Annotated in this window: 24 protein-coding genes; 14 read left to right on the top strand and 10 right to left on the bottom strand. The window is 68.0% G+C overall.

The window, feature by feature from the left end; genetic code table 11:
* Positions 1–206: 206 nt before the first annotated feature.
* Positions 207–2,723 (top strand): VacB/RNase II family 3'-5' exoribonuclease, encoded by a 2,517-nt coding sequence (locus KF745_06650; protein MBX3358089.1) that lies wholly within the window; start codon positions 207–209, stop codon positions 2,721–2,723.
* A gap of 18 nt (positions 2,724–2,741) precedes the next feature.
* Here KF745_06650 and KF745_06645 read toward each other — a convergent pair whose 3' ends face one another.
* Entirely contained in the window at positions 2,742–3,731 is a 990-nt protein-coding gene (locus tag KF745_06645) for an ABC transporter substrate-binding protein (protein MBX3358088.1), read from the bottom strand.
* A gap of 170 nt (positions 3,732–3,901) precedes the next feature.
* Here KF745_06645 and KF745_06640 point away from each other — a divergent pair, with 170 nt between their 5' ends.
* The 7 genes from KF745_06640 to KF745_06610 all read left to right on the top strand — a co-directional run bounded on the left by KF745_06640 (position 3,902) and on the right by KF745_06610 (position 13,039).
* On the top strand, positions 3,902–6,406 hold the full coding sequence (locus KF745_06640) for a type II secretion system protein GspD (GenBank protein MBX3358087.1): 2,505 nt from the start codon (positions 3,902–3,904) through the stop codon (positions 6,404–6,406).
* Between the two features lie 5 nt (positions 6,407–6,411).
* Positions 6,412–8,154, top strand: a complete 1,743-nt coding sequence (locus KF745_06635; protein ID MBX3358086.1) for a type II/IV secretion system protein — start codon at positions 6,412–6,414, stop codon at positions 8,152–8,154.
* A gap of 78 nt (positions 8,155–8,232) precedes the next feature.
* On the top strand, positions 8,233–8,988 hold the full coding sequence (locus KF745_06630; protein ID MBX3358085.1) for an ABC transporter ATP-binding protein: 756 nt from the start codon (positions 8,233–8,235) through the stop codon (positions 8,986–8,988).
* A 10-nt stretch (positions 8,989–8,998) separates the two neighbouring features.
* Positions 8,999–10,294, top strand: a complete 1,296-nt coding sequence (locus KF745_06625; GenBank protein MBX3358084.1) for an ABC transporter permease — start codon at positions 8,999–9,001, stop codon at positions 10,292–10,294.
* 83 nt (positions 10,295–10,377) lie between these two features.
* The gene (locus KF745_06620) at positions 10,378–11,223 is read left to right on the top strand and encodes a hypothetical protein (protein ID MBX3358083.1); all 846 of its coding nucleotides are present in this window, start codon (positions 10,378–10,380) and stop codon (positions 11,221–11,223) included.
* A 49-nt stretch (positions 11,224–11,272) separates the two neighbouring features.
* The gene (locus tag KF745_06615; GenBank protein ID MBX3358082.1) at positions 11,273–12,337 is read left to right on the top strand and encodes an aminotransferase class I/II-fold pyridoxal phosphate-dependent enzyme; all 1,065 of its coding nucleotides are present in this window, start codon (positions 11,273–11,275) and stop codon (positions 12,335–12,337) included.
* 108 nt (positions 12,338–12,445) lie between these two features.
* Complete coding sequence (locus tag KF745_06610) at positions 12,446–13,039, top strand: hypothetical protein (GenBank protein MBX3358081.1); 594 nt, start codon at positions 12,446–12,448, stop codon at positions 13,037–13,039.
* An 80-nt stretch (positions 13,040–13,119) separates the two neighbouring features.
* Here KF745_06610 and KF745_06605 read toward each other — a convergent pair whose 3' ends face one another.
* Entirely contained in the window at positions 13,120–14,019 is a 900-nt protein-coding gene (locus KF745_06605; protein MBX3358080.1) for a hypothetical protein, read from the bottom strand.
* Positions 14,020–14,112: 93 nt separating this feature from the next.
* Positions 14,113–15,114: an endonuclease/exonuclease/phosphatase family protein gene (locus KF745_06600; GenBank protein ID MBX3358079.1), complete on the bottom strand. Its 1,002-nt coding sequence runs from the start codon at positions 15,112–15,114 to the stop codon at positions 14,113–14,115.
* 251 nt (positions 15,115–15,365) lie between these two features.
* Here KF745_06600 and KF745_06595 point away from each other — a divergent pair, with 251 nt between their 5' ends.
* The 3 genes from KF745_06595 to KF745_06585 all read left to right on the top strand — a co-directional run bounded on the left by KF745_06595 (position 15,366) and on the right by KF745_06585 (position 17,900).
* A complete protein-coding gene (locus KF745_06595; GenBank protein ID MBX3358078.1) occupies positions 15,366–16,148 on the top strand; it encodes a MotA/TolQ/ExbB proton channel family protein in 783 nt (260 codons plus the stop codon).
* Positions 16,149–16,175: 27 nt separating this feature from the next.
* The gene (locus KF745_06590; protein ID MBX3358077.1) at positions 16,176–17,018 is read left to right on the top strand and encodes an OmpA family protein; all 843 of its coding nucleotides are present in this window, start codon (positions 16,176–16,178) and stop codon (positions 17,016–17,018) included.
* Positions 17,019–17,192: 174 nt separating this feature from the next.
* A complete protein-coding gene (locus KF745_06585; GenBank protein ID MBX3358076.1) occupies positions 17,193–17,900 on the top strand; it encodes a DUF1579 domain-containing protein in 708 nt (235 codons plus the stop codon).
* Between the two features lie 93 nt (positions 17,901–17,993).
* Here KF745_06585 and KF745_06580 read toward each other — a convergent pair whose 3' ends face one another.
* Both KF745_06580 and KF745_06575 read right to left on the bottom strand, forming a co-directional pair.
* Positions 17,994–18,578: a phosphopantothenoylcysteine decarboxylase gene (locus KF745_06580; protein ID MBX3358075.1), complete on the bottom strand. Its 585-nt coding sequence runs from the start codon at positions 18,576–18,578 to the stop codon at positions 17,994–17,996.
* Positions 18,579–18,605: 27 nt separating this feature from the next.
* Positions 18,606–18,845 (bottom strand): DNA-directed RNA polymerase subunit omega, encoded by a 240-nt coding sequence (locus KF745_06575; protein ID MBX3358074.1) that lies wholly within the window; start codon positions 18,843–18,845, stop codon positions 18,606–18,608.
* Positions 18,846–19,135: 290 nt separating this feature from the next.
* On the opposite strand from KF745_06575, the gene KF745_06570 reads away from it, so the two are divergent.
* The gene (locus tag KF745_06570) at positions 19,136–19,777 is read left to right on the top strand and encodes a DUF3553 domain-containing protein (GenBank protein MBX3358073.1); all 642 of its coding nucleotides are present in this window, start codon (positions 19,136–19,138) and stop codon (positions 19,775–19,777) included.
* A gap of 216 nt (positions 19,778–19,993) precedes the next feature.
* The gene (locus KF745_06565; GenBank protein MBX3358072.1) at positions 19,994–20,266 is read left to right on the top strand and encodes a hypothetical protein; all 273 of its coding nucleotides are present in this window, start codon (positions 19,994–19,996) and stop codon (positions 20,264–20,266) included.
* A 166-nt stretch (positions 20,267–20,432) separates the two neighbouring features.
* On the opposite strand, the gene KF745_06560 is transcribed toward KF745_06565, so the two are convergent.
* On the bottom strand, positions 20,433–21,077 hold the full coding sequence (locus KF745_06560) for a hypothetical protein (GenBank protein MBX3358071.1): 645 nt from the start codon (positions 21,075–21,077) through the stop codon (positions 20,433–20,435).
* A 419-nt stretch (positions 21,078–21,496) separates the two neighbouring features.
* On the opposite strand from KF745_06560, the gene KF745_06555 reads away from it, so the two are divergent.
* Entirely contained in the window at positions 21,497–21,898 is a 402-nt protein-coding gene (locus tag KF745_06555) for a DoxX family protein (protein ID MBX3358070.1), read from the top strand.
* Between the two features lie 39 nt (positions 21,899–21,937).
* On the opposite strand, the gene KF745_06550 is transcribed toward KF745_06555, so the two are convergent.
* The 4 genes from KF745_06550 to KF745_06535 form a co-directional block, all read right to left on the bottom strand.
* Positions 21,938–22,135: a hypothetical protein gene (locus tag KF745_06550; protein MBX3358069.1), complete on the bottom strand. Its 198-nt coding sequence runs from the start codon at positions 22,133–22,135 to the stop codon at positions 21,938–21,940.
* Between the two features lie 17 nt (positions 22,136–22,152).
* Positions 22,153–23,169 carry an FRG domain-containing protein gene (locus tag KF745_06545; GenBank protein ID MBX3358068.1) on the bottom strand — a complete coding sequence of 339 codons (1,017 nt, stop codon included), beginning with the start codon at positions 23,167–23,169 and terminating at the stop codon, positions 22,153–22,155.
* A 21-nt stretch (positions 23,170–23,190) separates the two neighbouring features.
* On the bottom strand, positions 23,191–24,294 hold the full coding sequence (locus KF745_06540) for a cupin domain-containing protein (GenBank protein MBX3358067.1): 1,104 nt from the start codon (positions 24,292–24,294) through the stop codon (positions 23,191–23,193).
* A gap of 85 nt (positions 24,295–24,379) precedes the next feature.
* Entirely contained in the window at positions 24,380–25,090 is a 711-nt protein-coding gene (locus tag KF745_06535; protein ID MBX3358066.1) for a DMP19 family protein, read from the bottom strand.
* Positions 25,091–25,099 lie beyond the last annotated feature (9 nt).

The following is a 25,099-nucleotide window of genomic DNA, read 5'->3' as shown; positions in this document are numbered from 1 at the left end:
CGGTGAAGTCGCCGCAGAATTCGGTCGATGCCACCCACGGGGCTCCGTGGCGGGTGATCGCCCGGACGGGGGCTATACTTGTCTTGTGAAGGTTCGGGGGCAGGGTTCCTGAGCGAATGTCGCTCTCTTTGATTTCCCACTTCAATCAACTCTCAGTCGGCGACTCCTGACGCACCCGTCAGCGAGCGCGTGGAAGGTGTATTTCAATGACTCTCAAGTACAAGCAACGGCTGCTGGACCATCTCCAGCACGATCGCTACGAGCCCGCGACGCTGCGGGCCGTCGCCGCGGATCTCGGCATCGCGGACGGCGATCTCGACGACTTCAAGTCGGCCGTCGCCGAGCTGGCCAAGGCCGGCTCGCTCATCCTCGACAACCGCAACGGCAGCGTGCCCGCCGATGCCGCCGTGATCAAACTCCCCTCGATGCCCGACGAGATCACCGGCTCGTTCCGCAAGAACCAGCGTGGCTTCGGCTTCGTCATCACGGACATCCCCTACCGCGAGGGCGACCTGTTCATCCCCCGCGAAGAAACCCTCGACGCCCTCACCGGCGACCGCGTCCGCGTCAAGGTCGAGCGCACCATCCGGCGCGGCGAGCGCGACACCACCGGCATCATCCTCGAGGTCCTCAAGCGAAAGCGCAAGAGTTTCACGGGAGAACTGAACCGGCGCGGCGGCCTCTGGGTGGTCTTCCCCGATGGCAAGGAGCTCACCCAGCCCATCACCGTTCCCGATGCCTCCAGCAAGAACGCCAAGCCCGGCGACAAGGTCGTCGTCGAAATGGTCAGGTACCCGGAGGGAGACAGCGTCGGCGAGGGCGTCGTGGTCCGCGTCCTCGGCGAGGCCGGCCTGCCGGACGTCGAGACCCAGGCCGTCATCGCCGCGTACGACCTCCCCTCCGACGACTTCCCCGAGTCCTGCGTTCACCAGGCCCGCCAGGCCGCCTCCCGCTTCGCCGAGGAGGTCGAACGCGGCGAGGCCGCCGGCGAGGGGGCCTTCAAGGGCCGCCTCGATCTCCGGCACGACTTCATCATCACCATCGACCCCCCGGACGCCAAGGACTACGACGACGCCATCTCGATCCGGCGCATCACCGTCGACGGCCCCGGAGGCAAGGAGCCCGGCTGGGAACTGGGCGTCCACATCGCCGACGTCGCCCACTTCATCCCGCCCGATTCGGCGCTCGACGTCGAGGCCAGGGAGCGCGGCAACTCCTGCTACCTCCCCCGGCACGTCATCCCCATGCTCCCGGAGATCCTCAGCAACGGCATCTGCTCGCTGCAGGAGGGAGTCGTCCGCTACTGCAAGTCCGCGTTCATGACCTACGGCCGCGACGGCCGCGTCATCAAGGAGGGCGTCGCGCAGACGGTCATCAAGTCCGCCAAGCGGCTGACCTACCTTGAGGCCCAGGCCCTGATCGACGGCGACCTCAAGGAAGCCGTCAAGCACGCCAAGACCGAGCCCAAGTACACCGACGACCTGATCCGCATGCTCCGCGAGATGGACACCTGCTCAAGGGCCATCCGCGAACGCCGCAAGCGCTCCGGGATGATCCACCTGGAACTCCCCGAGGTGAACCTCGTCTTCGACGACAACGGCCACGTGGTCGATGCCGAGCCCGAGGACAACGCCTACACGCACACGCTGATCGAGATGTTCATGGTGGAGGCCAACGAGGTCCTCGCCCGGCTCTTCGAGGGCGTCTCCGTCCCCCTCATCCGCCGCATCCATCCCGAGCCGACGCCGGGAGACGTGCAGGAACTGCAGATGTACGCCCGCGTCGCCGGCTACAAGATCCCCAAGAAGCCGACGCGAGAAGAACTCCAGAGCCTGCTCGATGCCACCGCCGGCACCGGCGCCGCCCGGGCCGTGCACATGGCCGTGCTGCGCACGCTCACCAAGGCCGAGTACTCCCCGGCCCTGATCGGCCACTACGCCCTCGCCTCGGAGGCCTACGCGCACTTCACCAGCCCCATCCGCCGCTACGCGGACCTCACCGTCCACCGCGCCCTGGCCGAATACCTCGCCCGCACCGACAACGGAACCAGCCGCCCGCGCGACGAGAAATCCAAGCGGGAACTCGGGCGCGAGATGATGGAGAACCCCAGGACCAGCAAGCACGCCTGCCCGGATCAGGACGAACTGGTCGAGATCGCCCGGCACATCACCGGGACCGAGCAGAACGCCGAGGGCGCCGAGCGGAACCTCCGCCAGTTCCTCGTGCTCCAGCTCCTCCAGGAGCACATCGGCGAGTCCTTCGAGGGGATCATCACCGGCGTCAATCCGAGCGGAGTCTTCGTCCAGCTCGAGAAGTACCTCGCCGACGGGTTCATCAAGTCCGCCGACCTCCCCGCGGGAGGCAAGGAGGGCCAGGCCCGCTTCGGCGTCCGATGGCAGGTCGACCCGAGGTCCGGCGCCCTGGTCAGCCAGACCGGCCGATCCTTCAACATCGGCGACCGCCTCTCGGTCACAATCGCCGCCATCGACCTCGCCCTCCGCAAGATGGACCTCGCCGTCTCCGATCCCAACGCCCGCGCGGCCGGCAAGAACAAGGCCGCCCCGACCCGCTCCGGCGGTCTGGGCGGCGGCGGCCTCGCGATCGACTACGACGTTCTCAAGAACGGCCGGACCGGCGCCGATCGCCGCGCCCAGCGAAGCAAGTCGCGGGAGCGGAATAAGTCCGACTTCCGCCAGCAGCGAAAGAAAGGCGGCAAACGCTGACCGCTCCGGCCGCGCCGCTCAGCCCCGCCAAACTTCCCACGGAAACCCCGCCGGCATCACCCCCGGCCGGTCGTTCAGGTACCCCACCAGCCACTCGAATGCATCCACCAGCCGCGGCCCCGGCCGGTTGAACATCTGGTTTCCATCCACCAGCGCCACACGCCCGGTCCTGACCGCCGGCAACTCCCGCCACCACTCCTGCCGCGAGAGCGCCGCCACCTCCCGCCGCGTCTGGTCCAGCGGCAGCCCGCAGGGGCACACGATCACCACCTCCGGTCGGCTCGCCGCCAGCACCTCCGGCGGCACCACCACCGACTTGCCTGCTACCCGCAGCGTCGATCCGATCGGCCCGGCCCCGGCGCCAGCTCCATCCACAGCCACTGTCGGGTTCAACGGGTGCCGCCCCCCGGCCCGCTCGATCAACTGCGGCGTCCAGTGCCCGCCGACAAACACCGGGTCCGTCCATTCCAGGAACGCGACCGACGGCCCATCGGCGTACGGATTCACGAAATCCGCCGCGGCGTAGAGGCGTTCCCGCAGCCCCACCAGCGCCCGCTCGGCGCTCCCCTCCAGTCCCACCGCCGCGCCGACGACCAGCAGGTCGTCCAGCATCCCCTCCAGCGACGTCGCGTTCAGGCTCACAACCCGTGGCGGCGGCGATACCCCCTCTGCCGCCCGCCGGACGGTGTCGGCATCGATCGAGCAGACCCCGCACAGATCCTGCGTCAGGATGACTTCTGGCGCCAAGTCGACCAACCGCCGGGTATCGAGCGTATAGAGGGATGCGGACGCCGCACCGGTTCCGCCAAGGGTCTCCCGGACCTCTCGGTCGACCTGGGCCGCAGTGGTGAATCGGGTTCTGGCTGCGGTCAGAATCGGGAGTTGGTCGATACCGGGTGGGTAGTCGCACTCGTGCGAGCGGCCGACCAGCAGGTCCCGCCCGCCCGCCGCGCAGAGCAGTTCGGTTGCAGAGGGAAGCAGGCTGACAACACGAGGGTTCCGGGGCATCCGGGGGAATCGTAGTTTGTTGGCCCCCGACGGATCGGCCGGGGCAGCGAGCCCCCTTGGGCTCGGGCCGGTCCGCCGGGGGTTTATTTGGAGAGCCCGTGGACGGAGTCCCGCGGCTTGTGCATCAGGGCGGGGTGTCTATCGTTGGGCCTCGCAAAGGAGGGCGAGCCTTGCGCATCACAGAGCATCCCCGTACCACCCGCCGCGGCCTGCGGATCCTGATCGCCGCGGCGAGCGTGGGTCTCTACTGTTCCGCGCTCCTGGCTCAGCAGGATGCCGCCGACCAGGCTGGCGAGATGATCCCCGTCGCGCCCGCCCCCCCGCCGGCCCAGAACCCGCAGCCTGTCGCCAACGACCACCCCGCCGCCGATGGCGAGGTCTTCCGCTTCTCGGCCTTCTCCGAGCCAGTCGAACTCACCAAACTGGTCGACTTTGTCAGGGAGGAACTCGGCGTCTCGATCCTGGCGACCGATTCCGGGCTCTCAGGCCAGAAGGTGGTCCTGAACGCTCCGATCACCCTCCCCCGGGCGATGGTGCTCCCGTTCCTGACGCAACTGCTCGAACTCAAGAACTACACGATGACCCGCGGGATCGCGGGCGTGTACATGATCCAGCCCGTCGCCGAAGCCCAGGCCTTTGTCGGCGCCGACCCCTTCAACACGACCCAGATCCTCTCCACCGGCGGCCTCCGCCCGAGCTCCCTCGGGCCGGCCCTGTCCGCCATCGGAGTCACCGCCGCCACGCCCGGCTCGCAGCGCCCGGCCAACGCAACCGCCGCGTCCGTCGCCTACGTCGACGAACTCGGGCTCATCGTCGCGACCGGAACGCCGCGACAGACCATGCAGGTCTCCCAACTGGTCGAGCGACTCGTCGCCGAGCAGTCCGCCATGCAGCCCATGCGGTTCAACCTCCGGTACGTCGCCGGCTCGTTCGCCAAAGACCGCGTGCTCGAGCTCATCGGCGCCGGCAGCGGTGGCCTCTTCAAGGGCGCCCGCGTCGCGCAGAACCCCAACCAGCAGCCCCCCCCGGGCCTCGCCGCCACCGGTTCCTCGCTGCTCCCGTTCGATGAGCGCCTCAGCGTCGACACCCAGTCCAACGCCCTCTACTTCCGCGGCCGTCCGGATGAGATCACCTACCTCCGGGAACTGCTGCTCAAGGTCGATGTCCCCAACACCCTCGAGTCGCGCATGTACAACGCCGGGCGAGCCTCCCGTGCGATTGCCTCCGAGGGACAGCGCCAGGGCCTTGGCGAGATCATCGAGGAAGAGACCAGAAACCCCGACCCGCAGGCCGCGGCGCTGAGGCAGCAGTTCCCCCAGTTCGGTCAGGCCACGACGACCACCGCCGGACCGGGCTTTGTCATCTATCCCGACATCGGTAGTTTCGCCTATCGCGGAACCGTTGAGCAGCATGCCCGCGTCGCCAAGCTGGTCAGCGATCTGAGTGAGCTCGTCAACTCCGAGGCCGTCGTCGTCGAGTTCTACAAGCTCAAGCACTCGAAGGCCCCGGCGGTCGCCGAGATCATCCAGAACCTTCTCACCAACCAGCTCCCCTCCGCGTCCAACGCCCTTCTGGGCACCGATGTCCGTCGGCGCGACCAGACCGCCCCGCAGCAACCCCAGGGCAACCAGACGACCACCACCACGGATTTCAGCGGCACGGGCGTCGCCATCGCCCAGCCCTCGGAGGACGTCTTTGTCCTCGCCGACGAGGCGAACAACCAGGTCCTGGTCAAGTCGCCCTCGCGTCTCCAGCCGCAGTTCGGGCGTCTGATCGGCAAGCTCGATCTCCGCCGCCCGCAGGTCTACCTCGATGTCAAGATCGTGGCCGTCACCGCCGGGGACACCTTCCGCCTCGCGTTCGAGTACCAGCTCGTCACCGGCCAGTTCGCGTTCAACACCAACTTCGGCCTCAGCCAGTTCCCCGACGGCTCGACGTTCAACCAGTCCAAGGATGTGCTCACAAACCTCTTGGGGGCGACCGCCGCCTACATCCGCTCGGACATGGTCCCGGTCATCATCAACGCTCTCGCCAGCAACACCGACACCCGCATCCTCTCCTCCCCGCAGTTGCTCGTCGACGACAACGAGGAGGCGAAGGTCGAGAGCGTCGACAAGCAGCCCTACACCTCCATCAGCCAGTCCGCCGGCAACCCGCAGGTCACCTCCTTCGGCGGCGAGGTGCAGGCGGGCACCACGCTCCGCATCAAGCCCCAGATCAGCGAGGGCGACTACCTCAAGCTTGATTTCGCCGTCGAACTCTCCAACTTCACCGGCGAGTCGCAGGCGGCCGGCGTCCCTCCCCCGAGCCAGGTCAACCGCATCGAGTCCAAGAGCGTCACCGTGCCGTCGGACACATCGATCGTCGTCGGCGGCCTGAGCTTCGAGCAGCAGACCAACACGGTCCAGAAGATCCCCTTCCTGGGCGATATCCCGCTGATCGGCTTCCTCTTCCAGGACCAGCGGAAGAACAACCGCAAGATCACCCTCTACGTCTTCATCACGCCCAAGATCATGAAGGACCCGACGTTCGCGGACCTCCGCCTGCTCACCGAGGGTCCCGCCGCCGATTCCCAGCTCCAGATCGGCCTCCCGCCGCCCCAGCCGGTGCGCAGCGAGATCATCGAGCCCGTGCCGACGCAACCGGACACCCCCGGCGGCCCCAAGGGAGGCTGACGCCGATGGCCCGTCGCTGGCTCCCGCTTCGAGGCAATGGCAACCGCGGCGCCGACCCCGCGCGCGCGGTGACCGAGACCGCGCTGGCCGCCGATGGCGCGGCGGGCGGGCCGCAGTGGGGGGCCGTCGCCGCGCAGTTCGGCGCCCTCACCATCAAGCCCGACCAGGCCCGCGCCTTCGCCCTCATGCCCGGCTCCGACGAGGAGCCCTGGGATGTCCTGCTCTCCATGCTCGCCGTCGACGAGCACACCGGCCTGGCACGCCTCGCCGAACGCACCGGGCTCAAGCTCGACAGCGAGCCGCGCCTCCACGAATCCGCCGCCCGCTTCTACGAGACCATCTCCGCGTCGTTCGCCCGCGAGCGCCTGGTCGCCGGCCTCGAGAGCGACGGGCACGTGATGAACATCGCCACCGCCCAGCCGATGCAGCCCGCGGTCTTCAGCATGCTCGAGGACCGCCTCGGCATGCCCGTCCGGATCGTCCTCGCCCCGCGAGCCGCCGTCGCGAACCTCATCAACCGCGGCTACGAGCAGCGGCAGGACCTGGTCACCGAGATCGTCGAGGACATCCCCCTCGACGAGCGGGCCATCGCCACCGCTGCCGGCTCCATCAGGGCATCCACCGACCTGCTCCAGCTCGCCCGCCAGGGCCCCGTCATCCGCCTGGTCAACATGATCCTCTTTGAGGCCCTCCGCCGCCGCGCCAGCGATATCCACGTTCACCCGATGGAGACCCGGCTGGTCATCCGCTTCCGCATCGACGGCATGCTCATCGACGCCTTCCAGCCCCCCCTCGCCCTGGCCCCGGCGATCTCCAGCCGCCTCAAGGTCATGACCGAACTCGATATCGCCAACCGCCATGCCCCGCAGGACGGCCACTCCTCCGTCCGCATCGGCAACCGCAAGATCGATATCCGCCTCTCCTGCATCCCCACCGTCTACGGCGAGCGGCTCGTCCTGCGCCTCCTCGACCAGAGCCAGACACAACTGTCGCTCGACGAGGTCGGCATGACCAAGCCGATGCAGGAGGACCTCACCCGCCTTATCGAGCGCTCCACCGGCATCATCCTCGTCACCGGCCCCACCGGCTCGGGCAAGACCACGACCCTCTACGGCGCCCTCGGCCGGGTCGACCGCACCAGCCGCAACGTCATGACCATCGAGGACCCCGTCGAGTACCACCTCGAGGGAATCAGCCAGACGCAGGTCAACGTCAAGCGGGGCGTCACCTTCGCCGCCGGCCTCCGCGCCCTGCTCCGCCAGGACCCCGATGTGATGCTCGTCGGCGAGATCCGCGACAAGGAGACCGCCGACCTCGCCGTCCAGGCCTCGCTCACCGGCCACCTCGTGCTCGCCACGCTGCACACCAACGATGCGCCCGGCGCCATCGATCGTCTGGTCGATATCGGCATCGAGCGGTACCTCATCACATCCTCGCTCCTCGCGGCGATCGCCCAGCGGCTGGTCCGGCGCACCTGCCGCGCGTGCAGCGGGTCGGGCCGCTCGCCCGGCGACGACTCGAAGCCCTGCGACAAGTGCTTCGGCACCGGCTTCTACGGCCGGCTCGGCGTCTTCGAGATCATGAAGATGACCGACGACATCCGCCGCCTCACCGCTCAGCGGTCCGACTCGGTCGCCATCGCCGAGGCCGCGCGCGCCGGCGGCATGCGGACGATGTGGGACGACGCGATGGACAAGATCCGCGCCGGGATGACGACGGAGGCCGAGGTCCGCCGCGTGCTCTCCTGACCGCTGACGCACCCCCCGGCGTCGCCGCACCGACTCGTCGCTGGACTCGCCCCGCCCGCGACGAATGATCAAGGGCCCATGACGACCCACGCACACCCCGCAAGCCACGAGCCCGCTGCCGCCGGCAGCGACTCCGCGCTCGGGATCTCCCGGCTCCGATTCCGCTACCAGTCCCCCTTCAATGCGACCACGCCGGCTTCGCCGTGGATGATCGACATCCCCGCCCTCTCCCTGGCCCGCGGCGAGCAGGTCCTCCTCACCGGCGGCTCGGGCGCTGGCAAGAGCACCCTGCTCTCTCTCATCGCCGGACTTATGGATCCCTCCTCGGGCACGATCGAGGTCGCCGGCCAGAACATCCATGCTCTCCGGCCCGCCGCCCGCGATCACTTCCGCGGCCGCTCCATCGGCATGATCTTCCAGACCTTCAACCTTCTTCTCGGCTTCACCGCCGCCGAGAACGTCATGGCGGCCCTGATGTTCTCCCCGATCCCCCGCCGAGAGCACCGGCCGCGGGCCCTCGCCCTGCTCTCCCACCTCGGGCTTGACCGCCCCGACGCCGAGGTCTCCCGCCTCAGCGTCGGGCAGCAGCAGCGAGTCGCGGTCGCCCGCGCCGTTGCCTGCGACCCGGTCCTGGTTCTCGCGGACGAGCCCACCGCCAGCCTCGACCCCGAGAATGCCGGCGCCGCCATCTCGCTGATCCAGCAGGCCTGCCGGGAGCGCCACGCCGCGCTCCTCTGCGTCAGCCACGACCCCTCCATGGCCCACTGTTTCACCCGCCGAGAGTCCCTCTCGGCCCTGACCGCCGGTGCCCCCTCCGCAACGCCCGACCGCTGATCGATCCCAGATGACCGACTTTACCATCATCCTCCGCAGCCTCACCTCGCGGCTGTTCTCCACGCTGACCACGGTCATCACCGTGGCCGTCGCCGTCGGGCTCATGCTCGTGCTGCTGAGCATGCGGGACTCGGGCCGCCGCGCGTTCGAGCGGGGCAGCGGCTCCATGCACCTGATCGTCTCCCGCGACGCCAGCCCCATGGTCAGCGTCCTCAACGGCGTCTTCTACGCCAACCCACCGCCCCGCTCGATCGACTGGGCCAAGTACAACCAGATCGCCGGCGGATTCCCGCTCGACTTCGCCGTTCCCATCCAGCAGGGGGACTCCTACCGCGGCTACCCGGTCCTCGCCACCACCCGCGAGTTCTTCACCCTCTTCCGGCCCGACGAAGCCGAGCCCTGGTCGTTCGCCCACGGCCGGGCGTTCGACAAGCCCTTCGAGGTCGTCGTGGGCTCTCAGGTCGCGCGAGCCACCGGCCTTCGCGTCGGCGACACCATCCTGCTCAGCCACGGCATCGCGCAGTCGCGGGACCTCGGCTCGGGCTCCGATGCGATGAAGCCCCACGTCCACAGCGACTACAAGTACACCGTCGTCGGCGTCCTCGATCCCACCGGCTCCGCCCACGACCGCGCGCTGTTCACCGACCTGAACAGCACCTGGATCATCCACGCCCACGACCGGCGCCTCCGCGAGGACCCGCGCGCCGGCCCGACCACCATCGACGACCTCGCCGACTCCGACCGCCAGATCACCGGAATCTACCTCCGCGCCCAGACCCGCCCGGGCTCCAATGTCTCCGCCGTCCTGCCCCAGGTCTTCGATGCGCTCCGGCGCGACACCTCCATCGTCGTCGCGTCCCCCCGCCAGCAGATCGACAGTCTCTTCAAGATCATCGGCAACATCGACCAGATCCTCCTCGCCATGGCCGCCGTCGTCATGGTCTCCAGCGCCATCTCCATCATGCTCGCCCTCTACAACTCCATGGACCAGCGACGCCGCCAGATCGCCGTCCTCCGTGTCCTGGGGTGCACCCGCTTCCGCATCTTCGGCCTGGTCGTCACCGAGTCCGTCCTGATCGGCCTCCTCGGCTCCGCGGCGGGCCTGGCCCTCTGCTTCGTCGGCGTCCGCCTCGTCGCGGGCGTCATGAAGGAGCGGCTCGGCCTCGTGATCGACCCGATCCTCGACCCGCGCACCGCGATCGCCGTCCTCGCGGGCGCCGTGCTCCTGGCCGCCCTCGCGGGCATCGTCCCCGCCATCACCGCCTACCGCACCTCGGTGGCTCGCAACCTGCGGCCCATCGGCTGACATCTGGCGGCTCGCGAGACCCGGGCGTCGTTGCCGCCCGTACTATTCAATGGGTCTCCCAGCCACCCGCCGGAGCGAGCCGTATGAAGGCATTCTGGATCCTCATCGCCGTGCTGGTCGTCGCCGGCGCGTTCTACGTCGTCGCCGGCCCGCGCGCCAACCCCAGCCCCGCCCCGGTTCCGCCACCAGCCGAGGAGGCTCCCCCAGCGCCGCCCACCCCCGCGCCCGCTGCACCCGCCGCCCCCGCGCCGCTCTCCCAACCGGCGCCCGAGCCCGCTCCCGCTCCCGTCCCGTCTCAGCCCGTCGAGGCTCCCATGCCGGACCTCCTCCCCGACACACTCTCAGCAATGGTCGCCGAGTCGTTCGGCCCCGCGCCCATAACGCCACTACCCGAGCGTGAGCCCGCTTCCACGCCAGACTCCCCTGCCCCACCCTCCACCCCTCCCGCGGCCGAGCCCGGCGCCATGAAGGTCGTGACCCGCGACGACGGCTCCATGCTCATCGACGACCGCTTTGAGATCACCGGCAAGGGTACGCGCGAGAGCCCCTACCTCATCACCTGGGACCTGCTCGTCTCCGCCCAGCAGACCTACAAGCCTCGGATCGGCAAGACCGACCTCCCCCCCTGGCTCGATCTGGTCAAGGACAAGTACGTCCGCATCAACGGCTTCGTCGCGTTCCCCCTCATGGCCCAGTCCCCCGACGAGATGCTCGCCATGCTCAACCAGTGGGACGGCTGCTGCATCGGCGTCCCCCCAACCCCCTACGACGCCATCGAGGTCCGCCTCCGCCAACCCCCCGACCAGGAGCACCGCCTCGCCGTCTACGGCTCGGTCGAGGGCAAACTCGGGATCGAGCCCTACCTCGTCAAGGACTGGCTCGTCGGCCTGTACACCATGGACGACGCCGAGCTGAAACTCGAGCGGTAGCCCCCGCGCCACGATTCTCCCTCTCTTCCCTTCTGACTACCCTTCCCTCATGCCCTCCCCGCCCATCGACCTCCGCTCCGACACCGTCACCCGCCCCACCCGCGCCATGCTCGACGCCATGGCCAGCGCCGAGGTCGGCGACGATGTCCTCGGCGACGATCCCACCGTCCTCCGCCTCCAGGAACGCATCGCCCACATCATGGGCAAGGAGGCCGCCTGCTTCGTCCCCTCCGGCACGATGGCCAACCAAGCCGCCATCCGCGCCCACACCGAGCCCGGCGATGAACTCCTCGCCCACAAGGACTCCCACATCATCCACTACGAGACCGGCGCCCCCGCCGCCCTCTCCGGCGTGATGATCCGCCCCCTCCCGCTCACCCCAAAGCCCGGCGACCGCGGCCTGTACGACGCCGCCGACGTCGACGACGCCGTCCGCCCCGATTCCGCCCACTTCCCGCACTCGCGCCTCCTCATCGTCGAGAACACCCACAACCGCGGCGGCGGCGCGGTCTGGCCCCTCGATCAGGTCCGCGCCGTCACCGAGCGCGCCCGCGCCCACAAGCTCCGCCTCCACCTCGACGGCGCCCGCCTCTGGAACGCCTGCATCAAGACCGGCCACAAGCCCGCCGATTACGCCCGCCACTTCGACACCGTCTCCTGCTGCTTCTCCAAGGGCCTCGGCGCTCCCGCCGGCTCGGCCGTCTGCGGCGACAAGGCGATCATCGCCCGCGTCCACCGCTTCCGAAAGATGTTCGGCGGCGCCATGAGACAGGCCGGCCTCCTCGCCGCCGCGGCGCTGCACGCCGTGGAGCACCACGTCGACCGCCTCTCGCAGGACCACGCCAACGCCGCCCGTCTCGCCAAGGGGCTCGCCGAGATCCCCGGCCTCTCCATCGCCCTCCCGGTCGACACGAACATGGTCTTCTTCGATGTCGACCCCCGCCTCGGCTCCGCCGCGGAACTCTGCGCCCGCCTCAAGCAGGCCGGCGTCCTCATGCTCCCCAACCTCCCGCACCGCGTCCGCGCCGTCACCCACCTCGATGTCTCCACCGACCAGATCGACACGGCCGTCGCCGCCCTCGGCGGCGTCATCGCCGGGCACGCCGTCGCCTGAGCCCCGCCCCCCGCCTTCCCCGCTGTTGCGCCCCCGTGACACACCGCGCTCGCGCGCTGCGATAGCCTGCGCCAAGCGGGACGAAAGGGGGGGAAACGGAGAAACCCCATGAACGCACGCCGCCGCCTCCCCACGTCCACCCTCGCGGTCGCCGGCCTCCTCGGGCTCGCTGTCACGCCCGGTCTCTGGCCCCAACACGTCGCCGCGACGGAGCCCCCGGCCCCGGCCCCCGCCGAGCCGCACCCCGCGCTCGTCTCGCTCTGCGGCCCCGACAGCGCCATCACCGAGGGCCCCGCCTACCACCGCATCGTGGACGCCGACGCGTGGAAGGCCCTCTACCTCAAGCACCTCGGCGACCGCGCCGCCAACGCCCCCGCCCCCTGGCTCCTGCCACCGGACGTCGATTTCTCCCGCTGCATGGTCCTCGCCATCTTCCGCGGCAGGAGCACCAACTGCAACGGCGAGTTCCTCGTCAGCCTCGACGATCGCCCCGACGATCTGCTCATCCGCTTCGACAGCCACACCTTCCAGACCGCCTCGTTCACCGGCGAGCCCGACCGCGGCGTCCCCTCGACCCCCTACGGCATCTTTATCCTCCCCCGCAGCGACAAGCCCATCGTCCTCGAAGAAAACGTCCAGGGCCTCATCGGCCACCCACCGGTCTGGAAGCAGCAGTACCGCTTCCCGGCCCTAACTCAGTAGAACACACTCGGTCTTTCCACAAAAAAAGAACCCCGCCTCCATAGGCGGGGCTCCAAACCGCGCACGCGCAGCACGCAGCCCTACGGCTTCCGCGTGAATGTCACCGTCTGGTCGCTCTTCACGCTGAACTGCACCTTCTGCGTCTCCGGCGACCGCCCCGCGAAGGTCGCGTGGAACACCATCGCCGCCAACCCCCCGGCCTTCGCATCCCACGTGTAGCGCCCCTCGATCGTCCCCAACTCCACGACAAACCGCACAGGCTTGTCCTCGGGCATCGGCTCCGTCTCGATGCGCCCCTTCAGCTTCACCTCCGCCCGGTCGTCCTTGATCGATTCCAGCGTGTGCTCGACGATGAAGTTGAACTGCCCGCCCTCATCGACCGAGCCCTCGCTCTGCGCAACCGTCCACGTGTCCCCCGCCGCGGCGGTCGCCGGGTTCTTCCCGTTCGAGAACAGCGGCCCGAACAGCGACTTCACGCTGTTCTGCTCGCCGAACTCCGTCGCGTACGTCAGTGCGCTCGCGAGCACATCCCCGCCCGTCGCCGACGTGATCTTCCCGGCCGCATCGACCTGCAGCGTCAGCGTCAGCCCCACGACAGGCCGCATCATCGGCGCGAGCGGGTTGTCCCCGTCCTCCTCCTTCGGCTTCGCCGAATCAAACTCCAGCGACTCCATCGGCAGTTTGACCGACTCGCGCACCGACAGGTACTCCAACTCCACGGTCGCGCCCCCCTCCTCGGTCACCTCCTTGACCCTCACCACAAACTCCAGCACCTTCGAGTCTTCCTGAAACCCCGAGACCTCCGGTTGGTCGACGACGTCCGTCGTGGACTTCCGCACCGCCTCGAGCGTGTACCGCGTCTCGCTCCCCTTCTCGAACTTGGGCTTCAGGTCGATGGTCTCCTGCGCCACCGCGGTCGAGGCGCCCAGGCTCAACACACCCGCGGCTACTACCGCCGCGCACGTCCTCATGAATGACATTCGATGCTCCACCTGCTCCGAGCTGGGGCCGACGCCGGTGCCCGCTGCACCCGCTTGATCCGCCCCTTCCTTTCGCGACGCGAACTCTACGCCCTACCGCCCCAGCGTCGGGCATCGCAGCCGCAGCGACGCCGTCACGGCGAAGTGATCCGACGGGTACCGCCCCTCCTCGTTCGTCCGATCGATCGACGCCCCCTCCACCACGCACCGCGGCGGCGGCGGAACCAGGATGTAGTCGATCTTCGCTCCCCCGGTGGTCTTCGCATCCCCCGGGTCCCCGAACCCGTTGAACGTCCCCACCACCGTTTCCCCGGGGTGCTCCGCCCGGTACGAGTCCACCATCCGCGGCCCCGCCGCGCCGCCGTCCCCTTTTCCGCTCCGTGTGAACAAGGCCACCGCTGCGTTGTCCTCCCCCGCGTTGAAGTCCCCCATGAGGATCACCGGTTCTTCCCCGTGCCCGCGCGCACCGATCCGCGCTGCGATCAGTTCCGCGCCCTTCTCGCGCGACGACTGCGACTGGTGGTCCAGGTGCGTGTTGAATACCCAGAACACCGGCCGCGGTGGCGCCACGTTCATCGGCTGCCCCGGCTCGCCCACCGGGCACGAGGGGGTCCGCTCCGCGAGCCGCGCCCACGTGCAGATCCTCGTCACCGTGTTCCCCCACGACACCGAGCCCGGCTTCTCGGGCGTCTCCGAGAGCCAGAACGTCCCCGACTCAAGCACCTCGAACCGGTTCGACCGCACCAGGATGGGGCTGAACTCTCCGGACTCCTTCCCATCATCGCGCCCCACGCCGACCACGGTGTACACACCCGCCCGCTCGACCAACTCGTCCAACTGCGGCTTGAGCGCCTCCTGCAGGCCCAGCACATCCGGCGAGTGCCGCTCCACCACCCCCGCGACAAGATCGCGGCGACGCTCCCACCGGTTCTCCCCATCGCCCGCGTTGGCGTACCGGATGTTGAACGTCATCACCGTGAGCGGGAGTTCGATCGCCTCCCCCGGCCCGCCCGGGGCCGATCCGCCACCCGCGCCCCCGGCGCCCACCAGCAGCAGCCCCGCCACCGCCCCCGCCAGCGTCCTCCAGATCCGCATGACTCGCTCCACGCTCCCCTCCTCCCATATCAACGCCCCGGCCCTCGCCTGTGTTGCACGGTTTTCGGACTCTTCCCTTCCCGCTCGAAGCCATCCCGACCCTGACGACTGTGCCGCCCGTGCCGTTCGCCCGCCGCCCGCACCGCCGTCAATCCTTGCCCAGCCCCGTTCCCGTTCAGACCCCGGTCCCCCCGGCCGACCACATGGTGGCGGGCTCCCCTTTCCGTTCAGCCGGTCTTACAGAGGCAGTCATGGACAAGGCCAGCATCATCGGCATCCTCATCGGCGTCGCCGCCCTCGGCTTCGTCTTCGTCGAGGTGTCCCACGGCAACCTGGTCATGTTCTTCTCCCTGGAAGGCGTGCTCATGGTCGGGGTCGGCTCGATCTCCGTCACCTTCATGGCGCTCCCGATGGAGAAGATCAAGTCCGTCCCCGGCTACATCCGCCGCTTCATGTTCCACAAGGGCCGCAGCACCGTCGAGACCATCCAGGTCATGTCCACCATGGGCGAGAAGGCCCGGCGCGAGGGCATCCTCGCCCTCGAGAGCGAGATGGACAAGGTCGGCGACTCCTTCCTCCAGGCCGGCCTCAAGATGGCCATCGACGGCGCCGCCCCCGAGACGATCGAGTCCACCCTCCGCATGGAACTCCTCGCGATGCAGGACCGCCACAAGGCGGGCAAGAAGTTCTTCGACCTCCTCAAGCTCTACGGCCCCGGCTACGGCCTCGTCGGCACCCTGATCGGCCAGATCGGCATGTTCGGGCAGCTCGGCTCCGGCTCCATCGAGGCCATGGGACACGCCCTCGCCGTCGCCGTCGTCGCCACCATGTACGGCGCCATCCTCGCCAACGCCATCGCCGGCCCCATCGGCGACAAACTCGCCATCCGCTCCAGCGAGGAGATGCTCAACCGCGAGATGATGCTCCAGGGCATCCTCTCCATCCAGGCCGGCGACAACCCGCGCGTCACGCTCGACAAGATGCTCGCCTTCGTCCCCCACGCGTCGCGCACCCAACTCAAGATCGCCGCCTGATCCCCTCTCCGCACCCCACCACCCGCCATGGCCGATCACGAGAACAAGGAACACGGTTCCGGCGAGTCCGGCCACTCCAAGGGCGGCGGCCACGGTTCCCACGGCAACCACGGCGGCGGCGGCCACGAGGAGCACGAGGGCGCGCCCGAGTGGCTCATCTCCTTCGCCGACAACGTCGCCCTCATGATGGGCTTCTTCGTCATCCTCCTTGCCATGAACATGAACAAGCCCTCCGCCGGCGGCATCGGCGGGCAGGACAAGAACCCCTCCAACGAGATGACCGACTTCGTCCTCGCCATGCGGGCCGCGTTCAACAACCCCGTCTCCATCGACTCCACCAACCCCAACGACCAGGAACTCGTCCGCCGCCTCCGGCAACTCCAGCAGGAGGGCGAGACCAAGGACCCCGGCCCACCGGGCGACAAGCGAAACCTCCAGTCCATCCGCCCCAGCGACTACGCCGTCCCCTGCGCCGTCGTCCCCTTCGAGGAGGATGCCAGCGATCTCTCCACCTCGGCCCGGAACACCATCGCCGAGACCGCCCGCCGGCTCGCCGGCCACCGCTTCGTCATCGACGTCCGCGGCAACGTCTCCGCCGCCGAGGCCTTCCGCACCGACGACCGCGGCATGATGCTCTCCTACCGCCGCGCCTTCGCCGTCGCCAAGGCCCTCGAAGCCAACGGCCTCAGCCCCCGCCAACTCCGCGTCATCGCCGACGGCGACACCCACCGCATCACCCCCCGCGCCTCCAGCGCCTCGGGCCACCGCTCCAACCAGCGCACCGAGCTCTACCAGACCGTCGACATCATGCCCGACGACCCCTACGCCCGCGACGAGTCTTCCGCCTCCGCCGACGGCCCGGGCCACTGATCCGCGGCCGCGGATGCCGCGCTCTGCAACACCCAAACTCCGCTCCTGATGCCGCCGCCCGTTTGACGGGCGATTTTGTCTCATAATCCCTTGACGGACCGTCCAAAAGCCGTATACTGACGGCCTGTACGAGGTACCCGACTGCGCAAACAAACCCTCTTTGGAGACCTGCCCATGAATCGCACCGCCCCCTGCCTTGCCGCTCTCGCGGCCGCCGCCCTTCTCTCCACCTCCTTCTCTCTGGCTCAACCGGCCAAAGACGCCAAGGCCACGACCTCCGACAAGTCCCACCAGCCCGCCGCGGGCGATCACGCAGTTCCCCCCGGCATGAGCGAGGCCGATATGCAGGCCTGCATGGCCGCCGCGATCCCCGGCGAGATGCATCAGTACCTCGCCAAGTCCGTCGGCACCTGGACCGGCAAGGTCAAGATGTGGATGCCCGGTGTCTCCGAACCCATGGCCAGCGAGTGCACCACCGTCATCACCCCGGTGATGGACGGCCGATTCTTCCGCTGCGAGACCGAGGGCGAGATGCCCGGCATGGGCCCCTTCCAGGGCTCCGGCGTCAACGGCTTCGACAACGTCTCCCAGAAGTTCCAGGGCACGTGGTACGACAACATGGGCACCGGCATGATGGTCGGCACCGGAACGCTCGCGGCCGATGGCAAGACCATCACCTGGAACTTCACCTACAACTGCCCCATCACCAAGGGCCCCGCCACCATGCGGCAGGTTGATCGCCGTATCTCCGACTCGGCCATGTCCCTCGAGATGTTCGGCACCGACCCCGCCACCGGCAAAGAGATGAAGATCATGGAGATCGCCTACACCCGCGCCGCCGGCAAGGATGCCGATCACGGCGACCACAGCCACGCCAAGTAAGCCCGCGGCTGGTCGACAACCTCACGCAGGAACTTCAACCCAGGACGCCGGCCGCAAGGCCGGCGTCCTGCTTCGTGGTACGCGCTCAAACCGTCATGCCCGCCCGGCAACCGCCGCAACGACCGCCCCGAAGACCTCCTCCGGCTCGCTCATGCGCCCAACCCCCACGTGCCGGCACGCCTGCCACCCGCTCCCGGGCCCCACGATCCGGAACCCGTCGTCAACGAGCGTGCGCACATTTCGCTGCGTCGCCGGCTGCGCCCACATGACGTCGTTCATCGACGGCGCCAGCAGCACCGGCGTCTTCGCCCGATCGATCGCGCTCAGGATCAGCGTCACGACGTCGTCGGTCCGTCCCGTCGCCAGCCGCGCCAGGCAGTCCATCGTGCACGGCGCCACCACCGCCACGTCCGCACTGGACGCCAGCGAGATGTGCTGGGGGTCCTGCGACTCGATGTGCTCCCACGCGCTCGTGTACACCGGGCGGGCCGACAGGGCCTGGAAGGTCAGCGGCGCCACAAACCGCGTGGCCCCCTCCGTCATCGCGACCGTAACCTGCGCGCCCGCCTGGGCCAGGCGGCTCACCAGCGTCGCCGACTTGTACGCCGCGATCCCGCCGGTCACGCCGACGATCACCCGCGCTCCGCTCAGCCGATCCGCAGCAGCACCATCACTCATGCCGGGGCCCCACGGTCGGCGCCGGACCTACCGCAGCGGCGGCAGCGCGCCCTTCACGTCCGCATCCGAGGTCGGATCGAACTCGTACCCGATCTTGTCCTGCAGGATCTCCTCGATCGCCAACTCGAGGTCGGTCCGCCCATCACGCTCCACCAGCGGGCGCGCGCCGTCCATCAACTGGACCAGCCGCCGCTGGATCAGGGCGCACAGCTTGAACCGTCCGCCCGCCTTCTGCGCGATTCCGTCGTCCTTGAGAGCCTCGATCATCGATTCAATCACTCCCCGGCGGGCCCGCGGGCCGGCCGATTCGCTGCGTACCTCTTCCGTGCACCCCCGTGGCTGAACACCCTCGATCCATCGAAGCCGCCCCCCCGCCCCGGCTTCAAATGGGCCCACCGAACCCATTGCCCGACACTAGCGGGAGCCCCGTTCCGGGCTATACTAGGTCGTCGGGGGATTGCAGGACAAACGCATTTTCGCCGTCGGCCCCTCCGGAGACCCGGAGCGGCCTGACCACGATTATCCCGGCCGCCTACCGGCCCGGAGCAGGACCGCACATGGTTCAACCCAGGGAATGGAACTACGGCGACAAGGTCGTCCACATGAAGCGCCCGGAATGGGGCACCGGGGTGGTCACCGCTGCGGCCAAGATCGTCCACGAGGGGACGCCGTGCCAGCGGCTCACCATCCGGTTTGACCGGGCGGGGGTCAAGACGCTGTCGACGGCGCTGGCGGAGCTGGGCGAGCCTTCTCCATACATGGTTTCCGCGGGACCGGGATCGGATATGCCGGAGCGGAGCGACACGCCGGGCGGGGAGGTGGGCGGGGGGTGGCTGGACAAGCTGTCGGCCCCCTCGGCCAAGGAACTGATGAGCCGCCTCCCGGAGGCGTGCACTGATCCGTTCAGCGGATTGGGCAGCCGGCTGCGGGCGACGCTGGCGCTGTTCCGGTTCTCGAACTCGGGGGCCTCGCTGCTGGACTGGGCGGCGTCGCAGTCGGGGCTGAAGGACCCGCTGTCGCAGTTCAACCGGCACGAACTCGAGGTCCTGTTCGACCGGTTCGCGTTCGTCCGGGATGACCATCTCAAGAAGGTGGCGCTGGACCTGAAGAAGAAGGATCCCGCCGAGTTCAGCGCCGTCGTCAAGACGGCCCCTGCCGGCGCGCAACAGACGTTGAAGCGGCTCGACCTGCTTCGTTGATTCCACGCAACAGCCCGCGCAATCCCACCCGTCGGCGCGCCCTCGCGAGCGCGGCGATAACTCGCGCGAGAGCGGCCGGCGCGGCGGGGCGGGCGGTTTTATCGAACGTTGGGGCGTTGGCACGGGATCCCTGCTTCCGGGGCCCGGCGGTTGTTTCATGTCCTGCGTCCTCGCGATGGACGCGGGGTCGACAACCGCCAAGACACGGAGCCGACCATGAACGAGCAGGATTTCCAGGCGAAACTCTCGGAGTTGATTGAGCAGATCAACCACCTCCCGGCTCCGGAGCGCGAGCAGCTCCATCGCCTCGCGGACGATGCGCGGGACCGCCACTCGCGGATGAACAAGACGGTGACCGAGCTGCAGGAGTCGCTCGACTACCTGCGGCTGAGCGTCAAGTACCTCGTGTTCGACCTTGAGGCTACTCGCCGGGAAAACCAGTACCTCCGCAAACTGCTGGAGAAGCAGGCGGGTGGGGGCCAGGAGTAGGCCGACAGGATTATCAACCATTACGTTCCGCTCCCCCAGGATCCGTCGCCCGTGCCGGGCAAGTCTCCTCCCGGCACCCGTGGCGGAGCATGAGGGCCGGATCCTCCGACGCAAGGCCGCGCTCCCGAGTCACGCACGGGATCGCGGCCTTGTGCATTTGTCGGGGTCAGGGGCCGCCGGCGCGCGGGGTGGGTTGCGGGAAGGCTGGGGAGAAGCGGGCGAGGTGGGGCTCGGGGCTGAATGTGAGCCGGGGAGATGCTGGAATGGTGGCCGTGGATTCGGAGGGTTGAGGGGCGTGCGCGGGGGAGGAGACGGGGATTGGAGGTGCTGGGTGGTGTTGCGCTGGGGGCGGTGTCGTGGAGGGGACGGTCGGGGGCGGTGGGGGAGTGTGGTTCGTGAAGGCGTGGCGGCGCGGGCCTGGGGTGAAGTTGGCGAGGCGAAGCAGGAGGGCGGCGGCGCGGCGGGCGGTTTCTCGGGAGCGGCGGCGGAGTTCTAACCCTCGCTGGTCGCCGGGGCGGACGGGGAAGTGGGATTCGTCGGCGTTGTGCTCGTCGATGGAGCGGCCCAGCGCGATGGTGGCCGCGGGGAGGAAGTTGGAGGCGACGATGCGGGTGCGGCGGGCGATGGTGGACTCGATGTGGTCCAGCCGTTCAGCGATCTCAGGCTCGGCGAACCAGAGGACGAGGGCCTCGACGGTGGTGTGGTGGAGGTCGGCGACGTCGCGGAGGGTGAGGGTGGGGTCGGTGACGGAGTCGAGGATCTTGGCCGCGAGGTCGAGTGAGGGGTTGAAGGAGGAGGGGAGGTTGAGCATGACTGTGCAGGATACGGGTTTTTGACGGTGTGTCAATAGGGTTTTGATAGGAATGTAGAAAATGTCGCAAGTGGTGGGTGGGGCTTGGGTTGTGTGATGTGGTGGAGATGCAATGCCAGGGGGCTGCTGCCCCCCGGCACCCCCTGCTTGGAAGCACGGGCAGTCGCCGCCACAGAGGGGCCTTCCAGGGGCTTGCTCGCCTTGGGCTCGCGGCGCCGCCTGGCAACGGGCGTGCGCTCCAAGGGGGGGCAGGAGCCGCGGGGGCTGGGGCTCGGGTAGGCGGGACGCCTGCCCCACCATTCAGTCGTATCTCCTGGCCGCGCGGGTGCGGGCATTGGGTAGGCTCTGTGTTGATCGATGTAACAGGTGTGTGGGCGATTGGGTGTGGTGTGAGGTTCACGACGAATCGGGAGGCGTACATGGCCATGGGAACTGGATCGGGCGCAGCGCGGCCGTCGAAGGCGGCGTTCTGGACCGGGTGGATTCTGAGCGTGGCGGTTGCGCCGCTGCTGGCGTTCAGCGCGCTGATGAAGTTCATGCCGAACGAGGAGGTGGCGAAGGGGTTTGAGCACCTGGGGTGGCCGCTGAAACTGGCGGTACCGCTGGGGATCCTGGAGTTGGCGTGCGTGGTGGTGTATCTGATCCCGCGGACGGCGGTGGTCGGGGCGATCCTGCTGACGGGGTACATGGGGGGCGCGATCGCGACGCATGTCCGGCTGGAGGAGCCGTTCATCGTGCAGGCGGGGCTTGCGGTGGTGGCGTGGCTGGGGTTGTACCTGCGGGAGCCGCGGCTGCGGGCGCTGATTCCGATCCGGTTGTGAGCGGGTGGTGGCGGGCGCGGTGGGTCGGCGCTTCGGCAATCACTGGCCGTCGCGCAGCGCCTCGCGGAGTTGGGTGGTGAGGGGGCCGGCGTCCCGCCGCGTGAGGTCGGCGAGGTCGCTCGCGGAGAGCGCCGAGGCGGGGAGGGGCGGGGGCTCGATGCCGGCGCGGCGGAGTTGGTCGAGCAGGTGGCGGATGGCCTGCTTTTCGGCTTCGGTGGCAGGTTCCCAGGTGGTCATAGGAGCACGCGGCCTGGCTATTCTTGCACGGGGTGGGCGGGAGGAGCTTCGGCGGCGGTGGGTGGGTGGTCGATGCGATTTTGGGAGTACATTCGTTTAAACACGCGCCCTCCGCCTCGAGTAGCGGCTATCCGTCTCATAGTCTCCTGTCCGAGATAGATGCGGGGGCCGTCCAATGAATCAATAGCGGACGTCCGTGCATCAAGTGGCCTGATCTTGATTGTCTGCTCAATGTGCCATCCAATTCCATCCATTCCAGGAAACAGCGTCGCAGCAGTGATGTTTGTTCGATGGAGTTGCTTCAACATGTCCGGCTTCATGAGTGCCGGAATGCGAACGAGCACCTTCGAGAATTCGTCTGACGAATCCTCTATGGCGCTGTCCAATAGCACGCCGTGATCCGTTGCCAACGTTCCTGCAATTGAAAAAAAGGCTTGTTGTGCCAGCATCCGCTGGTCAGTGACGGGTGGAGTCACGGTCGCTATCCAATTAAGTGATGGATGGCGAAATAGTAGTTTTCCCACATCTAGATCAGATCCGAATTGAAGCGTTGTAGCAATGTCTCCGTACTCCGGTTTGAACTTCTCGTAGAGCGGGGTCTGATCAAAAACGCGAACAATCCCATCTTCTCCGGGGTCCGAGGCACATGCAAAGAAGGCCGCAACCCAGGGCGAATTGGTCCAATCGACGAGTCGTGTAGGCGCGCGGTAGTGCTGCATCAGAGTGAGGCGGTCAAAGTCGCGATGCAGGCACTCGGCTTGATGCCAAGGAAGCATGGCTTTGGCAAATATAGTGAATTCATTAATCGCATCTCGTTCAAGAGATAGTCGCCTAAGGTATGATGCATCTGTCGATATAACTCTATCAATACTTGGGAAGATAGTATCGTTGTAACGAGATTCTCCCCTAAAGGCAAGTGTGTCCCTTAGTGCCATCGCATGCAATCTCGTGCAAGTTTCAGAAATACTGTCGCAGGTAATGGTGCGCCATGCCATGGAGGTGCCCTTGCTCAGATTCGAGGTGCAGAATGCCATCCAAGCGATCTTTGTCGCAGATCAGGCCTGCGGCCCATCCTTGGAGGCGATGAAGACGTCGCTTCGGGGGAACTTGTCGAAGAGGGCGGCGGGCTTGTTGAAGTTGGTGGCGAGGACGTCGGTGGGGTTGCCGGCGAACCACTGGGAGAGGTTGATCGCCTGGTAGGTTCCGCTGTTGAAGCCGATGAGGATGCGGCAGGGGCGGTCGCCGATGTTCTCGATGGAGTGGCCGTAGCCGGAGGGGATGTAGGCGACGTCGCCCTTGTCGAGGGTCTCGGCGCGGTAACGGCCGTGGGAGCCGAACATGGTGACGCTGATGCGGCCGTCGAGGACGTACTGCCATTCGTCGGCGTTGGGGTGCCAGTGGAGTTCGCGGAGGGCGCCGGGGTCGAGGTCGAGGATGACGCCGGTGACGGTGGTGGAGATGGGGAAGCGGGAGGCATCGACGCGCCACTCGCGGCCGCCTTTGAAGACGGCGTGCGGGGGCTGGGAGAGGAGTTCGTACTTGTGCGTGAGCGGGGGGAGCCTGCGGCCCTGGAGGGGGAGGGACTGGGCGGCGGGGGGGATCTCGCCGCGGGCGAAGTAGACCTCGCCGGTGGGGAAGTTCTCGAAGGCGGACTCGGGGAGGCCGAAGTTCTTGGCGAGGAGGGGGCGCGGGATGTGTCCGATCCAGTCGGAGATACTGAAGGTTCCGAACTCGGAGAAGTAGCCGTTATCGAAGATGAGGATGAAGGCGCAGGGGGTGTCGCCGAGGCACTGGATCATGTGGCCGTGGCCGCGGGGGAAGTACCAGACGTCGCCGGGGTTGAAATCGTTGGTCTCGGCTTCACCGGTGGGAGTGATGACGGTGGTGCGGACACGGCCGCTGATGACGAAGGCCCACTCGGCGGCGGTGGCGTGCCAGTGGAGTTCGCGCATGGCGCCGGGTTCGAGGACCATGGACACGCCGGCGAGCCCCTTTGAGATGGGGAGTTGCTCGACGGTGGCCTCCTTGCCGACGCTGTTGCTGATCGTCTTGACGCCCGGGCCGGTGGAGGCCTCGAGGGCGTATTTGAAGGTCGGCAGGTCGGCGCCGGCCAGGAGGGGGTCGGGGACGTTGTTCATGAAACTGGGGTCGCCGGACATCGCGGTACCTTATTCGAACGTGACAGGGAGTGCGGGCGCGGATTCGCTCTCGGCGACGGCGCTGCGGAGGGGGAGGCCGAAGTCGTCAGGCGGATCGGAAGAACTCGGATTCGTGTTCAAGGATGAACGGTGCGGCGCCGACGCTCAGGCCGCCGGCGGGAAGATCGAGCGAGAAGAACTCCTTGTTGAGGGATTCCCAGACGCCCTTGGCCTGCTCGTCCAGAGCGCCCATCAGCTTGAGCCGGGCGGCGCGGTCGGCGGGGGGGCCGCCGGGAAACACGGCGTTGCCGCGGTCGACCAGCCTGGCCACTTGTTCTTGCCCGAGCAGACGGAGGGCGGCGGGGGCGAGGGAGGCACCGTCGCCGGAGGAGTTCAGGTAGTACTGGTCGAACCCCCCGTTGTTCACCTCGGATTCGAGCATATCGGCCAGTATGACGGCTCGGCGTGCCTGGGTCAGGAGATCAAACCAGTCGATCTCTGGGTCGATTGACTGAAGTTCTCGGCGGATGCTCTCGACGACCTGGCTGCAGCAGTCGTAGAGCGTGTGAGACGATTCATCGGTGGGTGGATAGCTGCGGCGCAGCGTGGCCGCGACGGCGGCCGGGAGGCGGGTATCAAGACCGGGAGGGCGCGGCGGGGGCGCGCTGGGACGCGGCTCAAAGCCGGCGGACTCATCGATGATCTGCCGGCGGAGACCGCCGTAGCTTCCGATGCCGCCGCCGGCTTGTTTCCTCAGAATCAGGAACGCGACAACCGCCATGCCTGCAACGACGATTGCCGAGATTGTCCAGACCATTTCGCCTCC

It is taken from the genome of Phycisphaeraceae bacterium, from assembly GCA_019636655.1.
Taxonomy (GTDB): domain Bacteria; phylum Planctomycetota; class Phycisphaerae; order Phycisphaerales; family UBA1924; genus JAHBXB01.
The sequence above is the reverse complement of the archived record's forward strand: the minus strand, read 5'-3'. Positions and strand labels throughout refer to the sequence as shown.

Excerpts from the sequence above, each read along its gene's own strand:
- KF745_06650 (MBX3358089.1), top strand. The coding sequence starts at position 207 with ATGACTCTCAAGTACAAGCAACGGCTGCTGGACCATCTCCAGCACGAT.
- KF745_06645 (MBX3358088.1), bottom strand. The coding sequence starts at position 3,731 with ATGCCCCGGAACCCTCGTGTTGTCAGCCTGCTTCCCTCTGCAACCGAA.
- KF745_06635 (MBX3358086.1), top strand. The coding sequence starts at position 6,412 with ATGGCCCGTCGCTGGCTCCCGCTTCGAGGCAATGGCAACCGCGGCGCC.
- KF745_06630 (MBX3358085.1), top strand. The coding sequence starts at position 8,233 with ATGACGACCCACGCACACCCCGCAAGCCACGAGCCCGCTGCCGCCGGC.
- KF745_06625 (MBX3358084.1), top strand. The coding sequence starts at position 8,999 with ATGACCGACTTTACCATCATCCTCCGCAGCCTCACCTCGCGGCTGTTC.
- KF745_06620 (MBX3358083.1), top strand. The coding sequence starts at position 10,378 with ATGAAGGCATTCTGGATCCTCATCGCCGTGCTGGTCGTCGCCGGCGCG.
- KF745_06615 (MBX3358082.1), top strand. The coding sequence starts at position 11,273 with ATGCCCTCCCCGCCCATCGACCTCCGCTCCGACACCGTCACCCGCCCC.
- KF745_06610 (MBX3358081.1), top strand. The coding sequence starts at position 12,446 with ATGAACGCACGCCGCCGCCTCCCCACGTCCACCCTCGCGGTCGCCGGC.
- KF745_06605 (MBX3358080.1), bottom strand. The coding sequence starts at position 14,019 with ATGTCATTCATGAGGACGTGCGCGGCGGTAGTAGCCGCGGGTGTGTTG.
- KF745_06600 (MBX3358079.1), bottom strand. The coding sequence starts at position 15,114 with ATGCGGATCTGGAGGACGCTGGCGGGGGCGGTGGCGGGGCTGCTGCTG.
- KF745_06595 (MBX3358078.1), top strand. The coding sequence starts at position 15,366 with ATGGACAAGGCCAGCATCATCGGCATCCTCATCGGCGTCGCCGCCCTC.
- KF745_06590 (MBX3358077.1), top strand. The coding sequence starts at position 16,176 with ATGGCCGATCACGAGAACAAGGAACACGGTTCCGGCGAGTCCGGCCAC.
- KF745_06585 (MBX3358076.1), top strand. The coding sequence starts at position 17,193 with ATGAATCGCACCGCCCCCTGCCTTGCCGCTCTCGCGGCCGCCGCCCTT.
- KF745_06580 (MBX3358075.1), bottom strand. The coding sequence starts at position 18,578 with ATGAGTGATGGTGCTGCTGCGGATCGGCTGAGCGGAGCGCGGGTGATC.
- KF745_06575 (MBX3358074.1), bottom strand. The coding sequence starts at position 18,845 with ATGATCGAGGCTCTCAAGGACGACGGAATCGCGCAGAAGGCGGGCGGA.
- KF745_06570 (MBX3358073.1), top strand. The coding sequence starts at position 19,136 with ATGGTTCAACCCAGGGAATGGAACTACGGCGACAAGGTCGTCCACATG.
- KF745_06565 (MBX3358072.1), top strand. The coding sequence starts at position 19,994 with ATGAACGAGCAGGATTTCCAGGCGAAACTCTCGGAGTTGATTGAGCAG.
- KF745_06560 (MBX3358071.1), bottom strand. The coding sequence starts at position 21,077 with ATGCTCAACCTCCCCTCCTCCTTCAACCCCTCACTCGACCTCGCGGCC.
- KF745_06555 (MBX3358070.1), top strand. The coding sequence starts at position 21,497 with ATGGCCATGGGAACTGGATCGGGCGCAGCGCGGCCGTCGAAGGCGGCG.
- KF745_06550 (MBX3358069.1), bottom strand. The coding sequence starts at position 22,135 with ATGACCACCTGGGAACCTGCCACCGAAGCCGAAAAGCAGGCCATCCGC.
- KF745_06545 (MBX3358068.1), bottom strand. The coding sequence starts at position 23,169 with ATGGCATTCTGCACCTCGAATCTGAGCAAGGGCACCTCCATGGCATGG.
- KF745_06540 (MBX3358067.1), bottom strand. The coding sequence starts at position 24,294 with ATGTCCGGCGACCCCAGTTTCATGAACAACGTCCCCGACCCCCTCCTG.
- KF745_06535 (MBX3358066.1), bottom strand. The coding sequence starts at position 25,090 with ATGGTCTGGACAATCTCGGCAATCGTCGTTGCAGGCATGGCGGTTGTC.